Source organism: Caballeronia arvi, assembly GCF_001544695.2.
Taxonomy (GTDB): domain Bacteria; phylum Pseudomonadota; class Gammaproteobacteria; order Burkholderiales; family Burkholderiaceae; genus Caballeronia; species Caballeronia arvi.
This window is the reverse complement of record NZ_FCOM02000029.1, coordinates 54,827-74,192: the sequence shown is the minus strand read 5'-3', so window position 1 is coordinate 74,192 and position 19,366 is coordinate 54,827. Positions and strand designations below refer to the sequence as shown.

Annotated in this window: 18 protein-coding genes; 4 read left to right on the top strand and 14 right to left on the bottom strand. The window is 62.0% G+C overall.

Going from position 1 to position 19,366, the window contains the following annotated elements; all coding sequences use genetic code 11:
- Nucleotides 1–55 precede the first annotated feature (55 nt).
- The 4 genes from AWB74_RS26605 to AWB74_RS26590 all read left to right on the top strand — a co-directional run bounded on the left by AWB74_RS26605 (nt 56) and on the right by AWB74_RS26590 (nt 4,535).
- Nucleotides 56–940: a Kdo hydroxylase family protein gene (locus tag AWB74_RS26605; protein WP_061149654.1), complete on the top strand. Its 885-nt coding sequence runs from the start codon at nt 56–58 to the stop codon at nt 938–940.
- 32 nt (nt 941–972) lie between these two features.
- On the top strand, nt 973–2,298 hold the full coding sequence (gene waaA / locus AWB74_RS26600) for a lipid IV(A) 3-deoxy-D-manno-octulosonic acid transferase (RefSeq protein ID WP_061149653.1): 1,326 nt from the start codon (nt 973–975) through the stop codon (nt 2,296–2,298).
- 102 nt (nt 2,299–2,400) lie between these two features.
- Nucleotides 2,401–3,396, top strand: a complete 996-nt coding sequence (locus tag AWB74_RS26595; protein WP_087039208.1) for a DUF4238 domain-containing protein — start codon at nt 2,401–2,403, stop codon at nt 3,394–3,396.
- Nucleotides 3,397–3,731: 335 nt separating this feature from the next.
- A complete protein-coding gene (locus tag AWB74_RS26590; protein WP_061149651.1) occupies nt 3,732–4,535 on the top strand; it encodes an FkbM family methyltransferase in 804 nt (267 codons plus the stop codon).
- An 18-nt stretch (nt 4,536–4,553) separates the two neighbouring features.
- Here the strand turns inward: AWB74_RS26590 and ureG are convergent, their stop codons facing one another.
- From ureG to AWB74_RS26520, 14 genes are all read right to left on the bottom strand, one after another.
- Complete coding sequence (gene ureG / locus AWB74_RS26585) at nt 4,554–5,204, bottom strand: urease accessory protein UreG (protein ID WP_061149650.1); 651 nt, start codon at nt 5,202–5,204, stop codon at nt 4,554–4,556.
- 8 nt (nt 5,205–5,212) lie between these two features.
- Complete coding sequence (locus tag AWB74_RS26580) at nt 5,213–5,893, bottom strand: urease accessory protein UreF (protein WP_061149649.1); 681 nt, start codon at nt 5,891–5,893, stop codon at nt 5,213–5,215.
- Entirely contained in the window at nt 5,880–6,449 is a 570-nt protein-coding gene (gene ureE, locus AWB74_RS26575; RefSeq protein WP_061149648.1) for an urease accessory protein UreE, read from the bottom strand. Before ureE ends, AWB74_RS26580 begins: the two co-directional genes overlap by 14 nt.
- 7 nt (nt 6,450–6,456) lie before the next feature.
- On the bottom strand, nt 6,457–8,163 hold the full coding sequence (gene ureC / locus AWB74_RS26570; protein ID WP_061149647.1) for an urease subunit alpha: 1,707 nt from the start codon (nt 8,161–8,163) through the stop codon (nt 6,457–6,459).
- A gap of 21 nt (nt 8,164–8,184) precedes the next feature.
- Entirely contained in the window at nt 8,185–8,490 is a 306-nt protein-coding gene (locus AWB74_RS26565) for an urease subunit beta (protein ID WP_014192077.1), read from the bottom strand.
- Between the two features lie 4 nt (nt 8,491–8,494).
- On the bottom strand, nt 8,495–8,797 hold the full coding sequence (locus AWB74_RS26560; protein ID WP_008342482.1) for an urease subunit gamma: 303 nt from the start codon (nt 8,795–8,797) through the stop codon (nt 8,495–8,497).
- A gap of 122 nt (nt 8,798–8,919) precedes the next feature.
- The gene (locus AWB74_RS26555) at nt 8,920–9,780 is read right to left on the bottom strand and encodes an urease accessory protein UreD (protein ID WP_061149646.1); all 861 of its coding nucleotides are present in this window, start codon (nt 9,778–9,780) and stop codon (nt 8,920–8,922) included.
- Nucleotides 9,781–9,810: 30 nt separating this feature from the next.
- A complete protein-coding gene (gene urtE / locus AWB74_RS26550; RefSeq protein ID WP_061149645.1) occupies nt 9,811–10,503 on the bottom strand; it encodes an urea ABC transporter ATP-binding subunit UrtE in 693 nt (230 codons plus the stop codon).
- A gap of 677 nt (nt 10,504–11,180) precedes the next feature.
- Nucleotides 11,181–12,050 carry an urea ABC transporter ATP-binding protein UrtD gene (urtD, locus tag AWB74_RS26545; protein ID WP_061149644.1) on the bottom strand — a complete coding sequence of 290 codons (870 nt, stop codon included), beginning with the start codon at nt 12,048–12,050 and terminating at the stop codon, nt 11,181–11,183.
- Complete coding sequence (gene urtC, locus AWB74_RS26540) at nt 12,047–13,240, bottom strand: urea ABC transporter permease subunit UrtC (RefSeq protein ID WP_061149643.1); 1,194 nt, start codon at nt 13,238–13,240, stop codon at nt 12,047–12,049. Before urtC ends, urtD begins: the two co-directional genes overlap by 4 nt.
- Nucleotides 13,241–13,243: 3 nt before the next feature.
- On the bottom strand, nt 13,244–14,848 hold the full coding sequence (urtB, locus tag AWB74_RS26535; protein WP_061149674.1) for an urea ABC transporter permease subunit UrtB: 1,605 nt from the start codon (nt 14,846–14,848) through the stop codon (nt 13,244–13,246).
- A 77-nt stretch (nt 14,849–14,925) separates the two neighbouring features.
- Nucleotides 14,926–16,233: an urea ABC transporter substrate-binding protein gene (urtA, locus tag AWB74_RS26530; protein WP_061149642.1), complete on the bottom strand. Its 1,308-nt coding sequence runs from the start codon at nt 16,231–16,233 to the stop codon at nt 14,926–14,928.
- Nucleotides 16,234–17,088: 855 nt separating this feature from the next.
- The gene (locus AWB74_RS26525) at nt 17,089–18,405 is read right to left on the bottom strand and encodes an MFS transporter (RefSeq protein ID WP_061149641.1); all 1,317 of its coding nucleotides are present in this window, start codon (nt 18,403–18,405) and stop codon (nt 17,089–17,091) included.
- Nucleotides 18,406–18,580: 175 nt separating this feature from the next.
- A complete protein-coding gene (locus tag AWB74_RS26520; RefSeq protein WP_061149640.1) occupies nt 18,581–19,357 on the bottom strand; it encodes an SDR family oxidoreductase in 777 nt (258 codons plus the stop codon).
- Nucleotides 19,358–19,366 lie beyond the last annotated feature (9 nt).

Below are 19,366 nucleotides of genomic sequence, written 5' to 3'. Positions count from 1 at the left end.
CCCGTGCTAGCGTGCCCGACGCGCGCCATGCGCGGTAACTCAAGGTCGTAGACACATGACGGAATCTCAAATCATCGAAGTCGCATCGGGCGATTGGCAGGGCAAGAACCTGTCCGTGCCGCGCGAGACGCTGCTTGCCGGCGTCGAAAACGGCAAGGTGCTGTATTTCCCCAATCTGCGTTTTCCGATCGAAGGCGGCGAGATTGCGCTGCTCGATCCGAAGATCGCCGACCCGAAGCGCAAGAACATCAGCCTCGCACCCAACGGCGGCGTGCTCGCCGGCGTGCTCGGCGACAACGTGATGCAGTCGGCGGTGCGCTCGCTCATCAAGCGATATCAGGATCATGCGCGCTCGCTCGTCGACGGGCTCTTCCCCGAGTACGACGGCAAGCTGCGCGTCGCGCCCACCAGCTTGCGGCTGCATCAGGTCGAAACGCGCGAGACGTCGTGGCGCAAGGACGACAGCCGCCTGCACGTCGATGCCTTCCCGTCGCGCCCGAACTACGGCGAGCGCATCCTGCGCGTGTTCACGAACATCAATCCGCAGGGCGCGCCACGCGTGTGGCGCGTCGGCGAACCGTTCGAAGACATGGCGAAGCGCTTCCTGCCCGGCATCAAGGCGCAGACGCCCGGCTCGGCGTGGCTCATGAATCTGCTGCACATCACGAAGTCGAAGCGCTCGGCGTACGACCATCTGATGCTGCATCTGCATGACGCGATGAAGGCCGATCTCGACTATCAGAAGACTTCGCCGCAGGAAACGATGCCGTTCCCGCCCGGCTCGGTGTGGGTCTGCTTCTCCGATCACGCATCGCACGCGGTGATGTCCGGGCAGTTCATGATGGAGCAGACGTTCTTTCTGCCCGTCAAGGCGATGGCGCGTCCCGAATGCGCGCCGCTCGGCATTCTCGAGCGCCTGAAGGGCAGGGCGCTCGTTTGAGCGGCGCGGCTTCCCCGGGCGCATCGGCTGCGATGCTGAGGCTCGTCTACCGGGCGCTCTGGTGGATCGTCGCGCCGCTCGCGGTGCTGCGGCTGCTGATCCGTTCGCGCAGGGAGCGGGGCTACCGTGAGCATATCGGCGAGCGTTTCGGGCGCGTGCCGCCGCATCGCGGCAGAAGCGCCGACGACCTCGCGCCGCTCATCTGGGTGCATGCGGTGTCGGTCGGCGAGACGCGCGCCGCGCAGCCGCTCATCGACGCCTTGCTGAAGGCGCATCCCGAAGCCCGCATCCTGCTCACGCACATGACACCGAGCGGTCGCGCAACCGGCGTCGAGCTGTTCGGCGATCGCGTGCTGCGCAGCTATCTTCCTTACGATCTGCCCGTTCTCGTGCGGCGTTTTTTGCGTGCGTGGCGTCCGTCGCTCGGCATCGTGATGGAGACCGAAGTCTGGCCGACGCTCATCGACGAATGCAAGCGCGCCGACGTGCCGCTCGTGCTGACGAACGCGCGCATGTCGGAGCGCTCGTACCGGCGCGCGGCGAAGTTCGGACGCGCGGTGCGTGAAGTGTTCGGCGGTTTTTCGCGCGTGCTCGCGCAGACGCCGTCCGACGCCGAGCGGCTGACCGCGCTCGGCGCGCGCAACGTCGCGGTGCTCGGCAATCTGAAGTTCGACATGACCGCGCCGCCCGAACTCGTCGCGCGCGGCCAGGCGTGGCGCACGGCGATCGGCGAGCGGCCCGTGTGGGTCGCGGCGAGCACGCGCGAAGGCGAGGAGACGCTGGTCTTGCGCGCGTTCGCGGCGCTGAACGTGCCCGATGCGCTGCTGATTCTGGTGCCGCGGCATCCGCAGCGTTTCGATGAAGTCTCTGCGCTGATCGCGAGCCTCGGGCTCACGAGCGCGCGCCGCTCGGTGTGGGCGCCGAAGCCCGTCGCGGCGGGTTCGGGCGCGGACGTGCCGGAGCCGTTGCCGGCGAGCGTGCAGGTGTTGCTCGGCGATTCGATGGGCGAGCTCGGTGCGTATTACGCGGCGGCGGATCTCGCGTTCATCGGCGGAAGTCTGCTGCCGCTCGGCGGGCAGAATCTGATCGAAGCGTGCGCGGCGGGCGTGCCGGTGCTGATCGGGCCGCACACGTTCAACTTTACGCAGGCGACCAACGACGCCATCGCGGCCGGCGCCGCGCTGCGCGTGCAGGGCCCGCCGGATCTCGCGCGCGGGCTGCGTGAAATCTTCAACGACAAGGCCAGACGTCTCGCGATGAGCGCGGCGGCCTCGGCATTCGCGGCGCGTCATCGCGGCGCGACGGAAAGAACGGTGAGCGTGCTGAGCGCGTTGCTTGAGGAAGGGGAGGCAGCTTGAACAAGCAATGCGCTGAATCTGGCTGCTTTTTGTTAGCGTAAGCGGTAAGTATGGGTATGGAGTAGTGCGCAATAATTAGGCGTAGTTGCTTGGATCTTGAGTATGGCCAAAAGCGAAATCCCGTTACCGAATGTGCTGACGCAGAGAGCAGTACTATCAGGTCCGAAGCGTCAACACTTTCTGCCTCGTTTTTATCTCGAAAAATTTTCAAAAAATGGATTGGTTGCGGTCTACGATCGAGAAGCAAACGCGGTTCGCTTGCAGCAACCGATAAATTCAGCGGTAATTGGACATTTCTATACAGTAACGGACAGTGATGGGCGGAGGCGATACGACATAGAATTTATTCTTTCGCACTATGAGTCGAGAGCCAAGCCCATCATCGACAAGTTGGAAGCCAAAAAGTCGCTCGATCCAGAGGAGCGATCCGATTTCTCTATCTTCCTGGCATTATGTGTCGCGCGCACGCCGGATACAGTCGAATCCGTGAAAGGACTGATAGCGGAACTTGGAATGGACTTCGTGAAGGCAAACTTCAATTCAGTCGACGAGGTGTGGAAGTCGTTACGGGAGGATCCCAAATACGTAGGGAAGTCCGATGAGCAGATTACCAGCGAGGCGGAACTGATGGTGAAGATGGCTCGTGACGGCGTGACCATCAAAGCGAGCCACAGCTGGGCCGTAGGTGGAGCAATTCTTATGGGTTTAAAGATGGCTCCGATATTTGCTGGACGCGAATGGGTTGTTGTACATCGGCCCAATGAGCGAAAATCCTTCATCACAACAGACGCTCCCGTGCTGCTAACGACCTTGGAGCCTCGCGAGGGAAACTTCTGGGGTCTCGGATTCGGAAACGCTGACGCGTTGGTTACTTTTCCGCTAACGGCATCATGTGCGTTATTAATGTATAGCAACACCGGGAAACTCAGACATATGCAAGCGGATGAGGGGCAAATTAGGCAGGTAAATCTCGCTGCGGCGGAGATGTGTCAACGGTTCTTGATAGGAAGAGATGCGAAGCTCGTAAGCTCGTTGGCTCAGGCAGCGAACTTATCCAATACAAAGTGGGAGCCGAAGATGACGCGGAAGAGCCAATAGTCCATAGAGATAAATAGATGAGGGTTTCGGGAAAGGCAACGCCATTAAACGCAGCGCAATCAAAATACTATTAACGCTTCTAGTGTAAAAAACGAAGTCTCGCTTCCGGTTTGGTCAGTATCGATTCTCCACCGCGCTATTCAGAATGTACGACCGTGCGGAACGGTTTCGTCTGACAGAAAATAGTGTCTCGAACGTTGCCGCCCTATATGTCGAAGGGTAACGAGGGTTGAACGTCTTGGACGTAAGAGGGATACTGATCGCCCCGAGCCGGCCACGCAGACAATTGGCCGGATGCCTGCGAATGCGTTTTCAGTTTGACATTGAGGACTCGCATGCAAGATCTCATCAAGCAGTTCGTCAAAGATGTAATTCCGCCCCGGCTTTTTCGCCTGCTGAAGCCATCCAACGAACCGACCGATGCGTGGGGCGGCGCCCGATGGGGCATGCACGGTCTCGTGCTGCCGGGTAACCGCCGCTTCGAATACCGGCCCTGCGTCGCCGATCGCGGCGTCTGCAAGCAGATCTTCTTTCTCCGCTCCTACGCCACCGATTCGCTTTGGCGCGCGAAGGAAATTGCGGCGTTCTACGACGCTTGCGAAAATCCGCTGATCATCGACGCGGGCGCCAATATCGGCGCGTCCGCCGTATGGTACGCGCTTACCTATCCGAAGGCGAAGATCGTCGCCATCGAGCCGGACGTAGCGAACTTCGCGCTTCTCAAGCGCAATGCCGCGCCGTTCCCGCTGATCACGCCGTTGAATGCCGCGATCGCAGCGAAGCACGGCACGCTCTATCTCAACGATCCCGGCGGCGGCGAGTGGGCGTTCCGGACGGCCGAGCAGCCCGTCGACAAGGGTTATGCCGTCGACGCGCTCACGCTCGAAGAGTTGATCCCGTCCGGCGTGACGCCGTTCATCCTGAAGATCGATATCGAAGGCGCGGAGTCCGATCTGTTCTCGCGCCATTGCGAAGCGCTGAACACATTCCCGCTCATCGTGATCGAGCTGCACGACTGGATGCTGCCCGGCGAATCCAACAGCCGCAACTTTCTGCAATGGCACGTCGAGATGAAGCGCGATTTCGTGCAGATGGGCGAGAACGCGATCTCCATATCGAACTCGATCGCGCTGTCGTAGCAGCTTTTACGATACGTCTCAGGCGAGCAGCAGCCCTTTCTTCTCGATGAAGCCGATGACTTCATCGAGGCCGTCGAGCGCCTTCAGATTGCACATCACGAATGGCCGCTCGCCGCGCATCTTTTTTGCATCGCTTGCCATGATGTCGAGATTCGCGCCCACATGCGGCGCGAGATCCGTCTTGTTGATGACGAGCAGATCCGACTTCGTGATGCCCGGCCCGCCCTTGCGCGGAATCTTCTCGCCGCCCGCGACATCGATCACGTAGATGGTCAGATCGGACAACTCGGGGCTGAACGTCGCCGCGAGGTTATCGCCGCCGGATTCGATGAACACGATATCGGCATCCGGAAACTTCGACACCATGCGATCGACGGCTTCGAGATTGATCGATGCATCCTCGCGAATCGCCGTATGCGGACAGCCGCCCGTCTCGACGCCCATGATGCGCTCGGCCGGCAACGCGCCCGCAACCGTGAGCAGGCGCTGATCTTCCTTCGTGTAGATATCGTTGGTGATGGCGACGAGATCGTATCGATCGCGCATCGCCTTGCAGAGCATTTCGAGCAGCGTGGTCTTGCCGGAGCCGACCGGCCCGCCGACGCCGACACGCAACGGCGGCAGTTTCTTGGTTCGGCGGGCGGCGGCGGAATAGGCGGGAGCGTTCATCGTGCGAGTCAGGAGCGAAAGAGTCGTGAATATTGCGATTCGTGCCGCGCCGACAGAATGCCGAGTTGCGGCGCGAACGTGTTGATGGCGTCGGGCGATGTATCGAGCGCGCGGCGCACGGCGGCATCGATCGGCTCGCGCAACGCGACGATGATGCGTTGCCCCGCGAGCTGTCCGAGCGGCACGGCCTTCAGCGCGGCGGCCGCCTGATTCTCGACCCAGCTGAATGCGTAGGCCGCGAGCGCCGCGTTCGGCGACGCATCGTGCGCGAACGCGGCGAATGCGAAGGCGGTCGGCTGCGCGATCGGCCTGATCGCGGCGAGCGTCGCGCGGCGGGCTTCATCGCCCCATTCGAGCGATGCGCAAAGCTGCGCGAGCGACCAGCCCATCTGTTCGGTTTCGCGTCGCAGTTCCGCCGATTCGCGGCTCGCGATGTATTCGTCGTTCGCGGCCTTCAACGCGGCTTCGTCGCGGGCATGCCAGCGTTGCATCTGATGCGCGATGAACGGCAGTTCGCCGCGCGCGAGCACGTTCGTCAAACCGCTCGCGATCCAGTCGCGCGCGCTGTCGCCGTCGTGAATCAGGCCGTGCTCGATGGCCGCTTCGAGCCCCTGCGAATAACTGAACGCGCCGATCGGCAGCGCCGGCGACGCGAGATGCAGGAGCGCCGTCAGCTCAGCGATGCGCATGGCCGTGGTGGTGATGATCGTGTCCGCACGATGAGTGATCGTGCCCGTGATGTTCATCGAAGACCTTCTGCGCGAGCGCATGGTCTTCGCTGAAGGTTTCGTCGTGGCCGTGCTTGTGACCGCCGCCGTACGCGCCGGTTTCCGGCTGGAACGGCTGCGATTCATGCGCGACGAGCACGCCCAGACGTTTCAGCATGTCTTCGAGAACCGGATCGGCTTCGAGCTTCAGATAGTCCGCGCCGACTTCGACGGGTGTATGGCGATTGCCGAGATGATAGGCGGCGCGCGTGAGCAGACGCACGCTCGGCGCGCGCACGACGAGCACATCTTCCGCCGCCGCAACCACGCGAACGAAACCGCCGTCATCCGCGACGAGCATGTCGCCGTCGGCGAGCACGGTGCCGCGCGGCATCACGAGCGCCACGTCTTCGCCGTCATCGAGCGTGGCGGCGAGCCGGCTCTTGCTGCGCGCATCGAAGGGCAGAGTCAGGGTGGGCGCGCGCTTGACGAGCACGGGTGCGAGCTTTGCGGTCAGACGTTTGTCGATGGTACGCATGAGGGAATCAGAACAGAAAATAGCGCTGCGCCATCGGCAGAACGGTGGCGGGTTCGCAGGTGAGCAATTGCCCATCGGCGATCACCTGATAGGTCTGCGGATCGACGCTGATGGACGGCTGCCATGCATTGTGAATCATGTCGGCTTTCGTCACATGACGGCAGTTCTTCACCGCGACGATCTGCTTCTGCAGGCCGTAACGGTCCGCGATGCGTGCGTCCATCGCCAGTTGCGATACGAACGTGAGCGATGTCTTGCCGAGCGCGCCGCCGCGCGTCGCGAACATCTCGCGATAATGCACCGGCTGCGGCGTCGGAATCGATGCGTTCGGGTCGCCCATCTGCGCGAGCGCGATCATGCCGCCCTTGAGTATCAGCGATGGCTTCACGCCGAAGAACGCCGGCTCCCAGAACACGAGATCGGCCCATTTGCCGGCTTCTATCGATCCGACTTCATGCGCGATGCCATGCGTGATCGCCGGATTGATCGTGTATTTGGCCACGTAACGCTTCGCGCGAAAGTTGTCGTTGCGCGCGCTGTCTTCGGGCAACGCGCCGCGCTGCACCTTCATCTTGTGCGCTGTCTGCCACGTGCGGATGATGACTTCGCCGACGCGGCCCATCGCCTGCGAATCGGACGACAACATCGACAGCGCGCCGAGATCGTGAAGGATGTCTTCGGCGGCGATGGTCTCGCGGCGAATGCGCGATTCGGCAAACGCGATATCTTCCGCAATCGACGGATCGAGGTGATGGCACACCATCAGCATGTCGAGATGCTCGTCGAGCGTGTTGACGGTGTAGGGGCGCGTCGGATTGGTCGAAGAGGGCAGCACGTTCGGTTCGCCCGCGACTTTGATGATGTCCGGCGCGTGCCCGCCGCCCGCGCCTTCCGTGTGATACGTGTGGATCGTGCGGCCCTTGAACGCGGCAATGGTCGTTTCCACGAAGCCCGCTTCGTTCAGCGTATCGGTGTGGATGGCGACTTGCGTGTCGGTGTCATCGGCGACGCAGAGGCAGTTGTCGATCGCGGCGGGCGTCGTGCCCCAGTCCTCGTGCAGCTTCAGACCGATCGCGCCCGCTTTCACCTGTTCGATCAGCGGTGCGGGCAGGCTCGCGTTGCCCTTGCCGAGAAAGCCGAGATTCATCGGCCAGCCATCGGCGGCTTGCAGCATGCGCTCCATGTGCCACGGACCCGGCGTGCAGGTCGTCGCGTTCGTGCCGGTGGCGGGCCCGGTGCCGCCGCCGAGCATCGTCGTGACGCCGCTCGATAACGCTTCGTCGATCTGCTGCGGGCTGATGAAGTGGATATGCGTATCGACGCCGCCCGCCGTGACGATCATCCCTTCGCCCGCGATCACTTCCGTCGCCGCGCCAATGGCGATGTTCACGTTCGGCTGAATGTCCGGATTGCCCGCCTTGCCGACCGCGAAGATGCGTCCACCCTTGATGCCGATATCGGCTTTCACGATGCCCCAGTGATCGAGGATCAGCGCATTGGTCACGACGGTATCGACCACATCGGCGGCGGGGCGTTGCGACTGGCCCATGCCGTCGCGAATCACTTTGCCGCCGCCGAACTTCACTTCCTCGCCGTAGGTCGTGAAGTCGCGCTCCACTTCGATGATGAGATCGGTATCGGCGAGGCGCACGCGGTCGCCGGTGGTCGGGCCGAACATTTCCGCATAAGCGCGGCGGCCGATGCGTAGCGTCATAGTCTTCCTTTGGATTCCGAATTAAAGCGGGCCCATGACGAGCGCGTTGAAGCCGTACACGTGACGATCGCCCGCGAGCGCGACGAGCTCGACCGTGCGTTCCTGTCCCGGCTCGAAGCGCACCGCCGTGCCCGCCGCGATGTTCAGGCGAAAGCCGCGCGCTTTCTCTCGCTCGAACTTCAGCGCGGCGTTGACTTCGTAGAAGTGGTAATGCGAGCCGACCTGCACGGGGCGATCGCCATGATTCGCGACGACGACCGTCACGGTTTCGCGGCCCGCGTTGAGCTCGTGCTCGCCGTCATCGATGAAATATTCGCCGGGGATCATGTTTTCAGGGGATCGGATGATGAACCGTGACGAGCTTCGTGCCGTCGGGGAAGGTCGCTTCTATCTGGATGTCGGGAATCATCTCGGGCACGCCTTCCATCACGTCGTCGCGGGTGAGGAGCGTCGTGCCGTAGTGCATGACTTCGGCGACGGTCTTGCCGTCGCGCGCCGCTTCCATCAAGGCAGCGGAAATGAATGCGACCGCTTCCGGATGATTCAGCTTCAGGCCGCGCGCGCGGCGGCGTTCGGCGAGCAAGGCTGCGGTGAAGATCAGCAGCTTGTCTTTTTCGCGAGGCGTGAGTTTCATGAGTTCGTTGTTTTGATCGGCTCACGCTATATAGCGAGAGTCGTGCCAACGATTGTTTCTATGCGTTTCGGCTCGTGCTCGCACCACGACGGGGCAGATGCGTGCGTCAGATTGGTGCGTGATTAGGTCGTCCACAGGCGCAAAGGCTGCGCGTCGACGTGATGCACGATTGGCCGCAGATACGTCCAGCAATCGGTGAGGGCGCGTTGCAGCGGCTCCATCGAACGGCTGATTGCACGCACGATCAATACGCCGGGGGCGACGCACGATGCAGCCGCGCGTAAGGCATCGTCGAATGGCAATCGGGCCGTGAGGGTTTCGGCGAGCGCATCGTCGCAGGCGGGGCCGATCGCCCAGAGCGTGCCGTAGGCGGGATAGCCCGCGAGCCCTTGAGCGCCATCGCGCAGCGGATCGCCTGCATCGAGCAGGGTGCGTTCGAACCAGAGCGTGCGGCCATCACGATGTGCGATACGCGACGTCGCCCTGATATGTCCTTGCGTCCATTTCTCGCCGGCTGCGGCGCGGCCGAGCAGCATCGCGTCCCAGCCGATTGCGGTGGCGCTTTCATCGAGTGTGAGATTGAATTCGAGTTCGATGTTCGACGCTTCGAACACGATGTTGTTTTGCGGAAGCCAGTCGAGCCTCGCGTGCGGTGCGAGGCCGATATCGATACGCTGCGTCGCGAGCCTGCCGTTGGCCTTGTACCACTTGGTCGCGCCTGGCGTCGTGATGACGGCGTGCGTGTGTTCCTGCAAGCGAATGTCGATGGACAGACGGTCGCCGCCCGCGACACCGCCCGGCGGATGCACGATCACCGAGTGACAGATATCGCCTTCGGGATAGAGCGGCCGTTGCAACCTCAGCGGCCCTTCGTGCTTGCGATGAACGCAGGCCGTGCGGCCGTGCTGGCGCGCAAAGCCGAGTTCGAGCGAGCCGCGCCAGATTTCCGCGTCGGCGAGCGCCGTGTGGGATTCACGATGCATGAATGGATTGCGATCGATGGCAAGCCGTCATCATACGGCGATCAGTTCGCGCACTCCATGCGCGTCCATGTCCGATCCCGCGCCGCCCGCGACGATTTCGCCGCGGCTCATCACCCAATAGTGGTCCGCGAGCTCGCGTGCGAAGTCGTAATACTGTTCGACGAGCAGCACCGTCATGCCCATTTCGTCGACGAGTTGCCTCAGTGTTCGACCAATATCGCGGATGATGGATGGCTGGATGCCTTCCGTGGGTTCGTCGAGGATCAGCAGTTGCGGCTCGCTCATCAGCGCGCGGGCGATTGCGAGTTGCTGTTGCTGGCCGCCGGAGAGATCACCGCCTCTTCGGTGTTTCATGTCTTTCAACACGGGGAAGAGATCGTAGATGTGGTCGGGGATTTTCTTTGGTGCCGTTTTGCTTGCTGCGCCTACGAGCAGATTTTCTTCGACGGTGAGACGAGGGAAGATATCGCGGCCTTGTGGGACGTAGGCGAGGCCGTTGGCGACGCGGGCGTGCGTTGGGAGCGAGGAGATTTTGCTGCCGCGCCAGGTGATTGTGCCGGTTTTTGTTGGGACTACGCCCATCAGACAGCGCAAGAGTGTCGTCTTGCCTACGCCGTTGCGGCCTAGCAGGACCGTCAGTTTCCCTTCGGGGATGGTCAGGTTTATTCCTCGGAGGATGTGGCTGCCGCCGTAGTATTGGTTCAGGTTTTCTATGTTTAGCATTTGCTTTCCGTTTTTGCTTTGCTTGTTTCTATGGAATCCTGATTTGGTGTTGGTTTATTAGCGTTGCCCCTCCCCGGGGCGGGGGTAACTTTCTTTGCTGCTGCAAAGAAAGTCACCAAAGAAAGCAGCTTTTCCCAGCCTGAGCGCTTCACACCGGCCGCGGCACAGGCGATCGACCTAATGGCCCCCAGAGTAGCGAGTGCCCTCGTAGGCCCAACCGGGCTTGGATCGCGCACGGTCTGACACATCGCACCGCATAACACACTGGTTCAGCACCTGAAAGCTCCGGCCCGCTTCGCGGCCGACGGGTCAATCGGGTTTGCGTGAGCCCGGTATTGCTACGCCCACCGCTGGGTTCCCTCGTGTACCCCGCGGCAGCGCGTAGCGCTGTGCCGGAGCTATTTCGTGCTGAACCAGCACGCTCAACGTTATCGGGCGGCAGACCGTGCGCGGTCCACGCCCGGCTCAACAATGGGAACACTCGCTACTCCGGGATCCATTCAGCCAATCGCCTGTGCCGCGGCCGGTGTGAAGTGCTTAGGCTGGGGAAAGCTGCTTTCTTTGGTAACTTTCTTTGCAGCAGCAAAGAAAGTTACCCCCGCCCCGGGGAGGGGCAGTGCTAATAAACCAATACGAAAGCAGGATTCCACGAAAGCCGAAGCGAACGCCCAAAAACCTCACCGCCCCAGATAAGACTCAATAACAGCGTCATCCCGTTTGACCTCATCAAGCGAGCCTTCAGCAAGCACCCGACCCTCGGCCATCACGGTAACCTTCCCGGAAGCCCCGGCGAGAGCAGCAACAAACTCCATATCATGCTCCACAACCATCATCGAACACGACCCGCGCAGCTTGTTGAGAAGATCGGCGAGTTCCATCGTCTCGTGATCCGTCATACCGGCAGCAGGCTCATCGAGCAACAACAACGCAGGTTGCTGCATCAACAACATGCCGATCTCCAGCCGCTGCTTCTGTCCATGCGACAACTCCCCCGCAAGCCGCGTCGCCTGATGCTGCAGGCGAATCAACTCCAATGTTTCCTCGATGCGCGCCTGCGCCTGCGCATCCAGCCGTGCACGTAACGACGCAAACCAGCGCTTGTCGGTCTTCATCGCGAGCTCGAGGTTCTCCCACACCGGATGATTCTCGAACACCGTCGGCTTCTGAAACTTCCGTCCGATGCCCGTGCGCGCTATCACCGGCTCCGACATGCGCGTGAGATCCAGCGTCTGCCCGAGAAACACGCGGCCTGCATCGGGCCGCGTCTTGCCGGTGATGACGTCCATCATCGTGGTCTTGCCCGCGCCGTTCGGGCCGATCACGCAGCGCAGCTCGCCCACGTCGATGGAAAGCGTGAGCGCGTTCAACGCGCGAAAGCCATCGAAGCTCACGGTCACGTCCTCGAGATAGAGAATCGCACCGTGCGATACATCGATCTCGCCAGGCGCAAGCACATGGCCCAGGCCCGCAACGCCGTTGAGATTGAGATGCTCTTCAAGAGGCGGAAGCGGCGGCAGATCGACGATCAATGCGTTGTGTGCAGTCATTCCGCTGCGTCTCCATAAGCCTTCCCGCGGCGCGCGAGATCGATGAGTCCCATGATGCCGTTCGGCAAAAGCAAGGGCACCAGCGTGAAGATGAGGCCGAGGAAGAACAGCCAGTACTCCGCGAAATACGCGGTGAAAAAGCTCTTCGCGCCGTTTACGGCGAACGCGCCGAGGATCGGCCCGATCAGCGTGCCGCGTCCGCCGACAGCGACCCAGATCGCCATTTCGATCGAGTTCGCCGGCGACATCTCGCCCGGATTGATGATGCCGACCTGCGGCACGTACAACGCACCTGCGATGCCGCACAGCACAGCCGACACCGTCCAGATGAAGAGCTTGTACGCGAGCGGGCTGTAGCCGAGGAACATGAGCCGCGCCTCGCCATCGCGCACGCCGGTGACGACGCGCCCGAGTTTCGACGTGACGATCCCGCGCGCCGCGAGAAACGCGAGCACGAGCACCGCGAACGTAATGAGGAAGAGGGCGGTGCGCGTGCCCGGATGCGTGACGGAAAAGCCCGCGATACGCTTGAAATCCGTGAAGCCGTTGTTGCCGCCGAAGCCGGTTTCGTTGCGATAGAAAAGCAGCATCGCGGCGAAGGTCATCGCCTGCGTGATGATCGACAGATACACGCCCTTCACGCGCGAGCGAAACGTGAAGAAGCCGAACACCCACGCGAGCACGCCAGGCACGAGCACGACGAGCAGCAGCGCATACCAGAGATGCTCCGTGCCTTGCCAATACCACGGCAGCGCATGCCAGTCGAGAAACACCATGAAGTCGGGCAGATCGCTCTTGTACACGCCCTCGCGGCCGATCGAACGCATCAGGTACATGCCCATCGCATAGCCGCCGAGCGCGAAGAAAAGCGCGTGACCTAAACTTAGGATGCCACAGTAACCCCACACGAGATCGAGCGCGAGCGCGCCGATCGCGTAGCACATGAGCTTGGCGGTGAGCGTCATCGCGTACGCGGACAGATGGAACGTGCTCGTCTCGGGCAACACGAGCGCCGATATCGGCACGAAGACGCCCATCGCGATGACGAGCGCGATCAGCGCGATCCAGCCATTGCGCGGCAGCAACGCGGCGCGCGGTGGAAGCCCGAGCGCGAAGCCGGCGCGCGCGGCGCTGGCATCGGGTTGCGGCGTGACGTCGAGATTCGCGGGGAAATTGGTCGATGCGGTCATGACTCAGGCCTCCGCGCTGCGGCCCTTCAAGGCGAACATGCCCTGCGGACGCTTCTGGATGAACAGCACGATCAGCACGAGCACCGCGATCTTCGCGAGCACCGCGCCCCAGAACGGCTCGACGGCCTTGCTGACGAGCCCGAGCCCGAAGCCGCCGATTACCGTGCCCGCAAGCTGGCCGACGCCGCCCAGCACGACCGCCATGAACGAATCGATGATGTAGCTCTGCCCGAGGTCCGGCCCGACATTGCCGATCTGCGAAAGCGCGCAGCCGCCCAGCCCCGCGATGCCCGCGCCGAACGCGAACGCGTACGAATCGACGCGCGCCGTCTTCACGCCGACGCACGCGGCCATGCGTCGATTCTGCGTCACCGCGCGCACGAAGAGGCCGAGACGCGTCTTCGTGAGCACGCCCCACGCGATCGCGACGACGGCAAGCGAGAACGCGAGGATCGTCAAACGGTTGTACGGCAGGATGAGGTTCTGCATTACCGCGACGCCGCCGCTCATCCATGAAGGATTCGTCACCTGCACGTTCTGCGCGCCGAAGAGCGTGCGCGTCGCCTGAATGAGGATCAGGCTGACGCCGAAGGTCGTCAGCAGCGTTTCGAGCGGACTTCCATAGAGATGCTTCAATACGAGCCGCTCCAGCACGATGCCGACGAGCGCCGCCGCGACGAACGAGGCGGGCACCGCGAAGAGCGGATACCAGTCGAACGCGGCGGGCGCGTAATGCTGCACGAGGTTCTGCACGACATAAGTCGCATAGGCGCCGATCATCAGAAACTCGCCGTGCGCCATGTTGATGACGCCGATCAGTCCGTACGTGATCGCAAGGCCGAGCGCGGCGAGCAGCAGCACGCTGCCGAGCGACAGGCCCGCGAAGATCGTCCCGAAGATTTCGCTGCGGCGCTGAAGCGAGTCGAGCGCGTAGAGGCCTTCCTGCGCCGCGCTGCGCACGCGCGCGTCGGGCTCGTTGAACGCGCCATCGGCATGCTTCGCGACGATCGGGCGCAGCAGTTCGTACATGTCGAGATCATGCCGCGCGGCGACCAGTTGCGCGGCTTCGAGGCGCTTGTTCACGTCGGGATCGTGCAGCGCGGTCATCGCCCAGAGCGTGTCCAGGCGCTTCTTCAAATCGGGATCGCGTTCGATGGCGCGGGCGCGATCGATCATCGGTTTCATCGATGCGTCCGGGTTCTTCAGCAGCGCCGTGATCGCTTCGCGACGTTTCGCGATATCGGTCGATGCGAGTTGCAGGCCCGACAACGCACCCGCCACTTTCGTGCGCAGGATGTTGGAGAGGGTGATCGGCTGCGCATCCGGCGCTTCGACGGTCTTGCCGGTCACCGGGTCCTTGTTGCCTTCATCGGTTTGGATGGTGACTTGGCCATCGTCGGTTGCGACGAGCGAGCCATCGGCCAAGGCATTGAGCACGGCGATCGAAGATGCGTCGGCATTGGCGATGAGCTTGTCGATGGCTGCGGACTTCGCTTCGAAATCATCGCCGGCGAGCGGGGCGAGATCGTCGCGGGTGAGCGCGTGCGCCGCGAGCGACATCAGCGCAATGCATAGCGCGAGCAGAACGCGCACGAAGGAACCGGTCATGGTGGCCTTTCTTGTATGACTCGAACGGCCGCGCGTCATCGATCGGCGCGCGGCCATGACTTCAGGGCATCGATGCGTCAGGCCACGCGCACGCGCTGACGGCGCAGAAACGCGGGAATCGAAGTGACCACATCCGGCTTGCCCTGATTGCCCGCGATATACGGACTCCACGGCTGCGCGCGAATCGCGGTCTTCGTTTTCCACACGACGTTGAACTGGCCGTCGCCGCGAATCTCGCCGATCATCACCGGCTTGTGCAGATGATGGTTGCCGTCCATCGTCAGCGTGAAGCCCGAGGGCGCTGCGAAGGTCTGGCCGAGCATCGCGGTGCGCACCTTGTCGACGTCGGCGCTCTTCGCCTTTTCGACGGCCTGCTTCCACATGTGGATGCCGACGAAGGTTGCTTCCATCGGATCGTTGGTGACACGCTTGTCGCCGCCGGGCAGGTTCTGCGCCTTCGCGTACGCGAAGAATTCCTTCTCGAACTTGGAGTTGTTCGTGTTCTTCACCGACATGAAGTAGTTCCATGCGGCGAGGTGCCCGACAAGCGGTTTCGTATCGATGCCGCGCAGTTCTTCCTCGCCGACCGAGAACGCGACAACGGGTACGTCGGTCGCTTTCAGGCCCTGGTTGCCGAGTTCCTTGTAGAACGGTACGTTGGAATCGCCGTTGATCGTAGAGATGACGGTCGTCTTTCCCCCTTGGGAAAAGGTCTTGATGTTCGCGACGATGGTCTGATAGTCACTGTGTCCGAACGGTGTATAGACCTCCTGAATATCTGCATCCTTGACGCCCTTCGAATGGAGGAACGCGCGCAGGATCTTGTTGGTCGTGCGCGGATACACGTAGTCGGTGCCGAGCAGGAAGAAGCGCTTGGCGTTGCCGCCTTCCGCGCCCATCAGATATTCGACGGCGGGAATCGCCTGCTGATTGGGCGCCGCGCCCGTATAGAACACGTTGCGCGACATCTCTTCGCCTTCGTATTGCACGGGATAGAAGAGTAGGCCGTTGAGCTCTTCGAAGACGGGCAGCACCGACTTGCGCGACACCGACGTCCAGCAGCCGAACACGACTGCGCACTTGTCCTGCGTGAGAAGCTGGCGGGCTTTCTCGGCGAAGAGCGGCCAGTTTGAAGCCGGATCGACGACGACGGGTTGAATCTGGCGGCCCATCACGCCGCCGTTCTTGTTGATATCGGCGATGGTCATGAGCGCCGTGTCTTTCAGCGAGGTCTCGGAGATCGCCATCGTGCCTGAGAGCGAATGCAGGATGCCGACCTTGATCGGACCGGTATCGGCGGCGTGGGCTTTCGTGATCGGAAGCTGGCCTGCGAGGGCCAGCGCGCTCGACATGGAGCCGAACTTCAGCAGACTGCGTCGTTTCATTTTTTGGGTTCCCCTTGCCGATTTGGTTTGTTTGAGCAAATTGCCCGGTTCGTTTTGCAAGGGGTATGCCAGTTGGGGTGGAATGCACTGGCCGTGCGGGTTTCGTGGTGGTTTTTGGTTTTTTTGTGTTCGCTGCGCGGCGGGGTTTTGGTGCAGATGTGGCCTTGAGTGCATCGTTGCGGTGCGTGTGTGCTTATATGGAATCCTGTTTTCGCGGTGGTCTACTAGCGTTGCCCCTCCCCGGGGCGGGGGTAACTTTCTTTGCTGCTGCAAAGAAAGTCACCAAAGAAAGCAGCTTTCCCCAGCCTAAGCACTTCACGCCGGCCGCGGCACAGGCGATTGACTGAATGGAACCCGGAGTAGCGAGTGTTCTCGCAGGTCTCATCGGGCGTGGACCGCGCACGGTCTGATAAGCCATAACGCAAAGGGCACCGGTTCAGCACGAAATGGCTTCGGCACAGCGCTACGCGCTGCCGCCGGGTATGCAAGGGAAACCAACTGATCACAAGTGCAGTGAGTAGAGCGCACGCAAACCCGATTGACCGGTCGGCCGCGAAGCGGGCCGGAGCTATCTGGTGCTGGACCAGCATGTTATGCGGTGCGATGTGTCAGACCGTGCGCGATCCAAGCCCGGTTAGGCCTACGAGGGCACTCGCTACTCTGGGGGCCATTAGGTCGATCGCCTGTGCCGCGGCCGGTATGAAGTGCTTAGGCTGGGGAAAGCTGCTTTCTTTGGTGACTTTCTTTGCAGCAGCAAAGAAAGTTACCCCCGCCCCGGGGAGGGGCAATGCCAATAGACCGACGCGAAATCAGGATTCCACGAAAAAGCCAAGAGCACCGCCCCAAAAGAAACAACTAACGATTAACCATCCGCGCCGGCACGCTCAACACGAGCAAAGCACCAAGCACGAGAAAACCAGCGAGCATATACATCCCACTGGAATTGGAAGCAGTTGCCTGCTTCAGCCACCCCACAAGATAGGGACTCAGGAAACCAGCAAGATTCCCAAGCGAGTTGATCATCGCGATACCCGCCGCCGCGCCGGTCCCGGCGAGAAATGCCGTCGGAAGGCTCCAGAACAAAGGCAGCGTCGTGAGAATGCCCATCGTCGCAAGCGTGAGCCCGAGCATCGCAAGTGTCGTGTTGGACGCCCAGATCACCGACAACACGAGCCCAATCGCGCCCAGGAAAGCCGGAATCGCAATATGCCAGCGTCGCTCGCCGCTGCGATCCGCGCTGCGCGCCGCGTAAAGCATGCCGATCACCGCCGCGCCATACGGAATCGCCGACAACAGACCCACATGCAGCGCATTGGAAACACCCATCGACTTGATGATCGTCGGCAGCCAGAAGCTCACGCCGTACAGACCCATCACGAACGAGAAGTAAATCAGGCTCATCAGCCATACCTTCGGGCTCGACAAGATCTTGCCGATCGAATGATCTTCCTTCGCGACGTTATCCGCCGCGATGTTGCGCTCGAGCAGTTCACGTTCTTCCGTGGTGAGCCACTTCGCCTTCGCGATGCGGTCATCGAGCTTCATAAACACAACGATACCGACGATGATCGACGGAATGCCTTCGAGCAGCAGCAGCCATTGCCAGCCGTGCCAGCCGTTCTTCATGTGGAAGGCGTCCATGATCCAGCCGCTGATCGGCCCACCAATCAAACCCGACAACGCGATGGCGGTCATGAACAGCGTCGTGATGCGCGCGCGCCGCCGCGCCGGAAACCAGTACGTCAGATAAAGAATGATGCCGGGGAAGAAACCCGCTTCCGCCGCGCCGAGCAGAAAGCGCATCACGTAGAACATCGTCGGCGTCGAGATGAACATGGTGAGCGCAGAAATGATGCCCCACGTGATCATGATCCGCGCGATCCACACGCGCGCGCCGACGCGATGCAGGATGATGTTGCTCGGAATCTCGAAGATGAAATAGCCGAAGAAGAAGATGCCCGCGCCGAAGCCATACACGGTGTCGGACAACTGCAGGTCGGCGGCCATCTGCAACTTGGCGAAGCCGACGTTCACGCGATCGAGATACGCGACGATATAGCAGATCAGCAGAAGCGGCGCGAGCCGCCACACGACCTTGCGGTATGTGGCCTCTTCGAAGGCGGAATTGGCGCCCGCGGCGGGGCGAGGCGCCGGGTTGGCGGTGCTGGCCATGTTGCTTGTCTCCTCTAGTTTTTAACGCACGAAGCCGAGCGGATGGGCCCGCTCACGTTTACGGGCGCGTAAGGATTCTAGCCCTTCGGCAACGACGTCAAACGCGTGTTTTCGCTAGGGAAAGCCCCGATGTTTCAGCGCACGCCGCAAGCGCCGCGCGGCGTGCGCACGACGCTCAGACGCAGCGGCCGCCATCCACTTCGAGCGCGACGCCGGTGATGAACTCGGCATCGTCAGAGGCGAGATAGAGCGCGGCGTTTGCGACATCCTGCGGCGTCGAGAAGCGGCCCAGCGGAATCGTCGCGAGAAACTTGCGGCGGTTCTCCGGCGTGTCTTCCATGCCCATGAACTCGGAGAGCAGCGCGGTTTCGCCCATCACCGGATTGATGCAGTTCACGCGGATGCGATCCGCGCCCAGCTCGACCGCGAGCGCCTTGCTCGCGACGATCACCGCCGCCTTGCTGCCGTTGTACCAGACGAGACCGGGGCGCGGCCGCACGCCCGCAGTCGACGCGATGTTGATGAACGCGCCGCCGCCCTGCTCGCGAAAATACGGCACGAACTGCTCGATGCTCCAGTAGATGCTCTTCACGTTCACCGCGTAGACACGGTCGAACTCGGCCTCGGTCACATCCATCACAGGCTTGTTGCGGTGCGTCGTTCCCGCATTGTTGACGACGACCTGCACGCTGCCGAAGTCCTGAATGGCCGCATCGAAGAGCGTTTGCCAGTCGGTGCGCTTCGTGACATCGCCGGCTACGGCGATCGCGCGGCCATGCTTCACTTCCGGCGACGACGCGAGCGCGATCTCGCTCGCCACGCGCTCGGCGGCCGGCGCGTTCAGATCGTTCACGACGACATTCGCGCCCTCGCGCGCGAACGTCTTCGCGATGCCTTCGCCGAAACCCGAGCCGCCGCCCGTCACGATCACCGTCTTCCCTTGCAGTCGCATGGTGTCTCC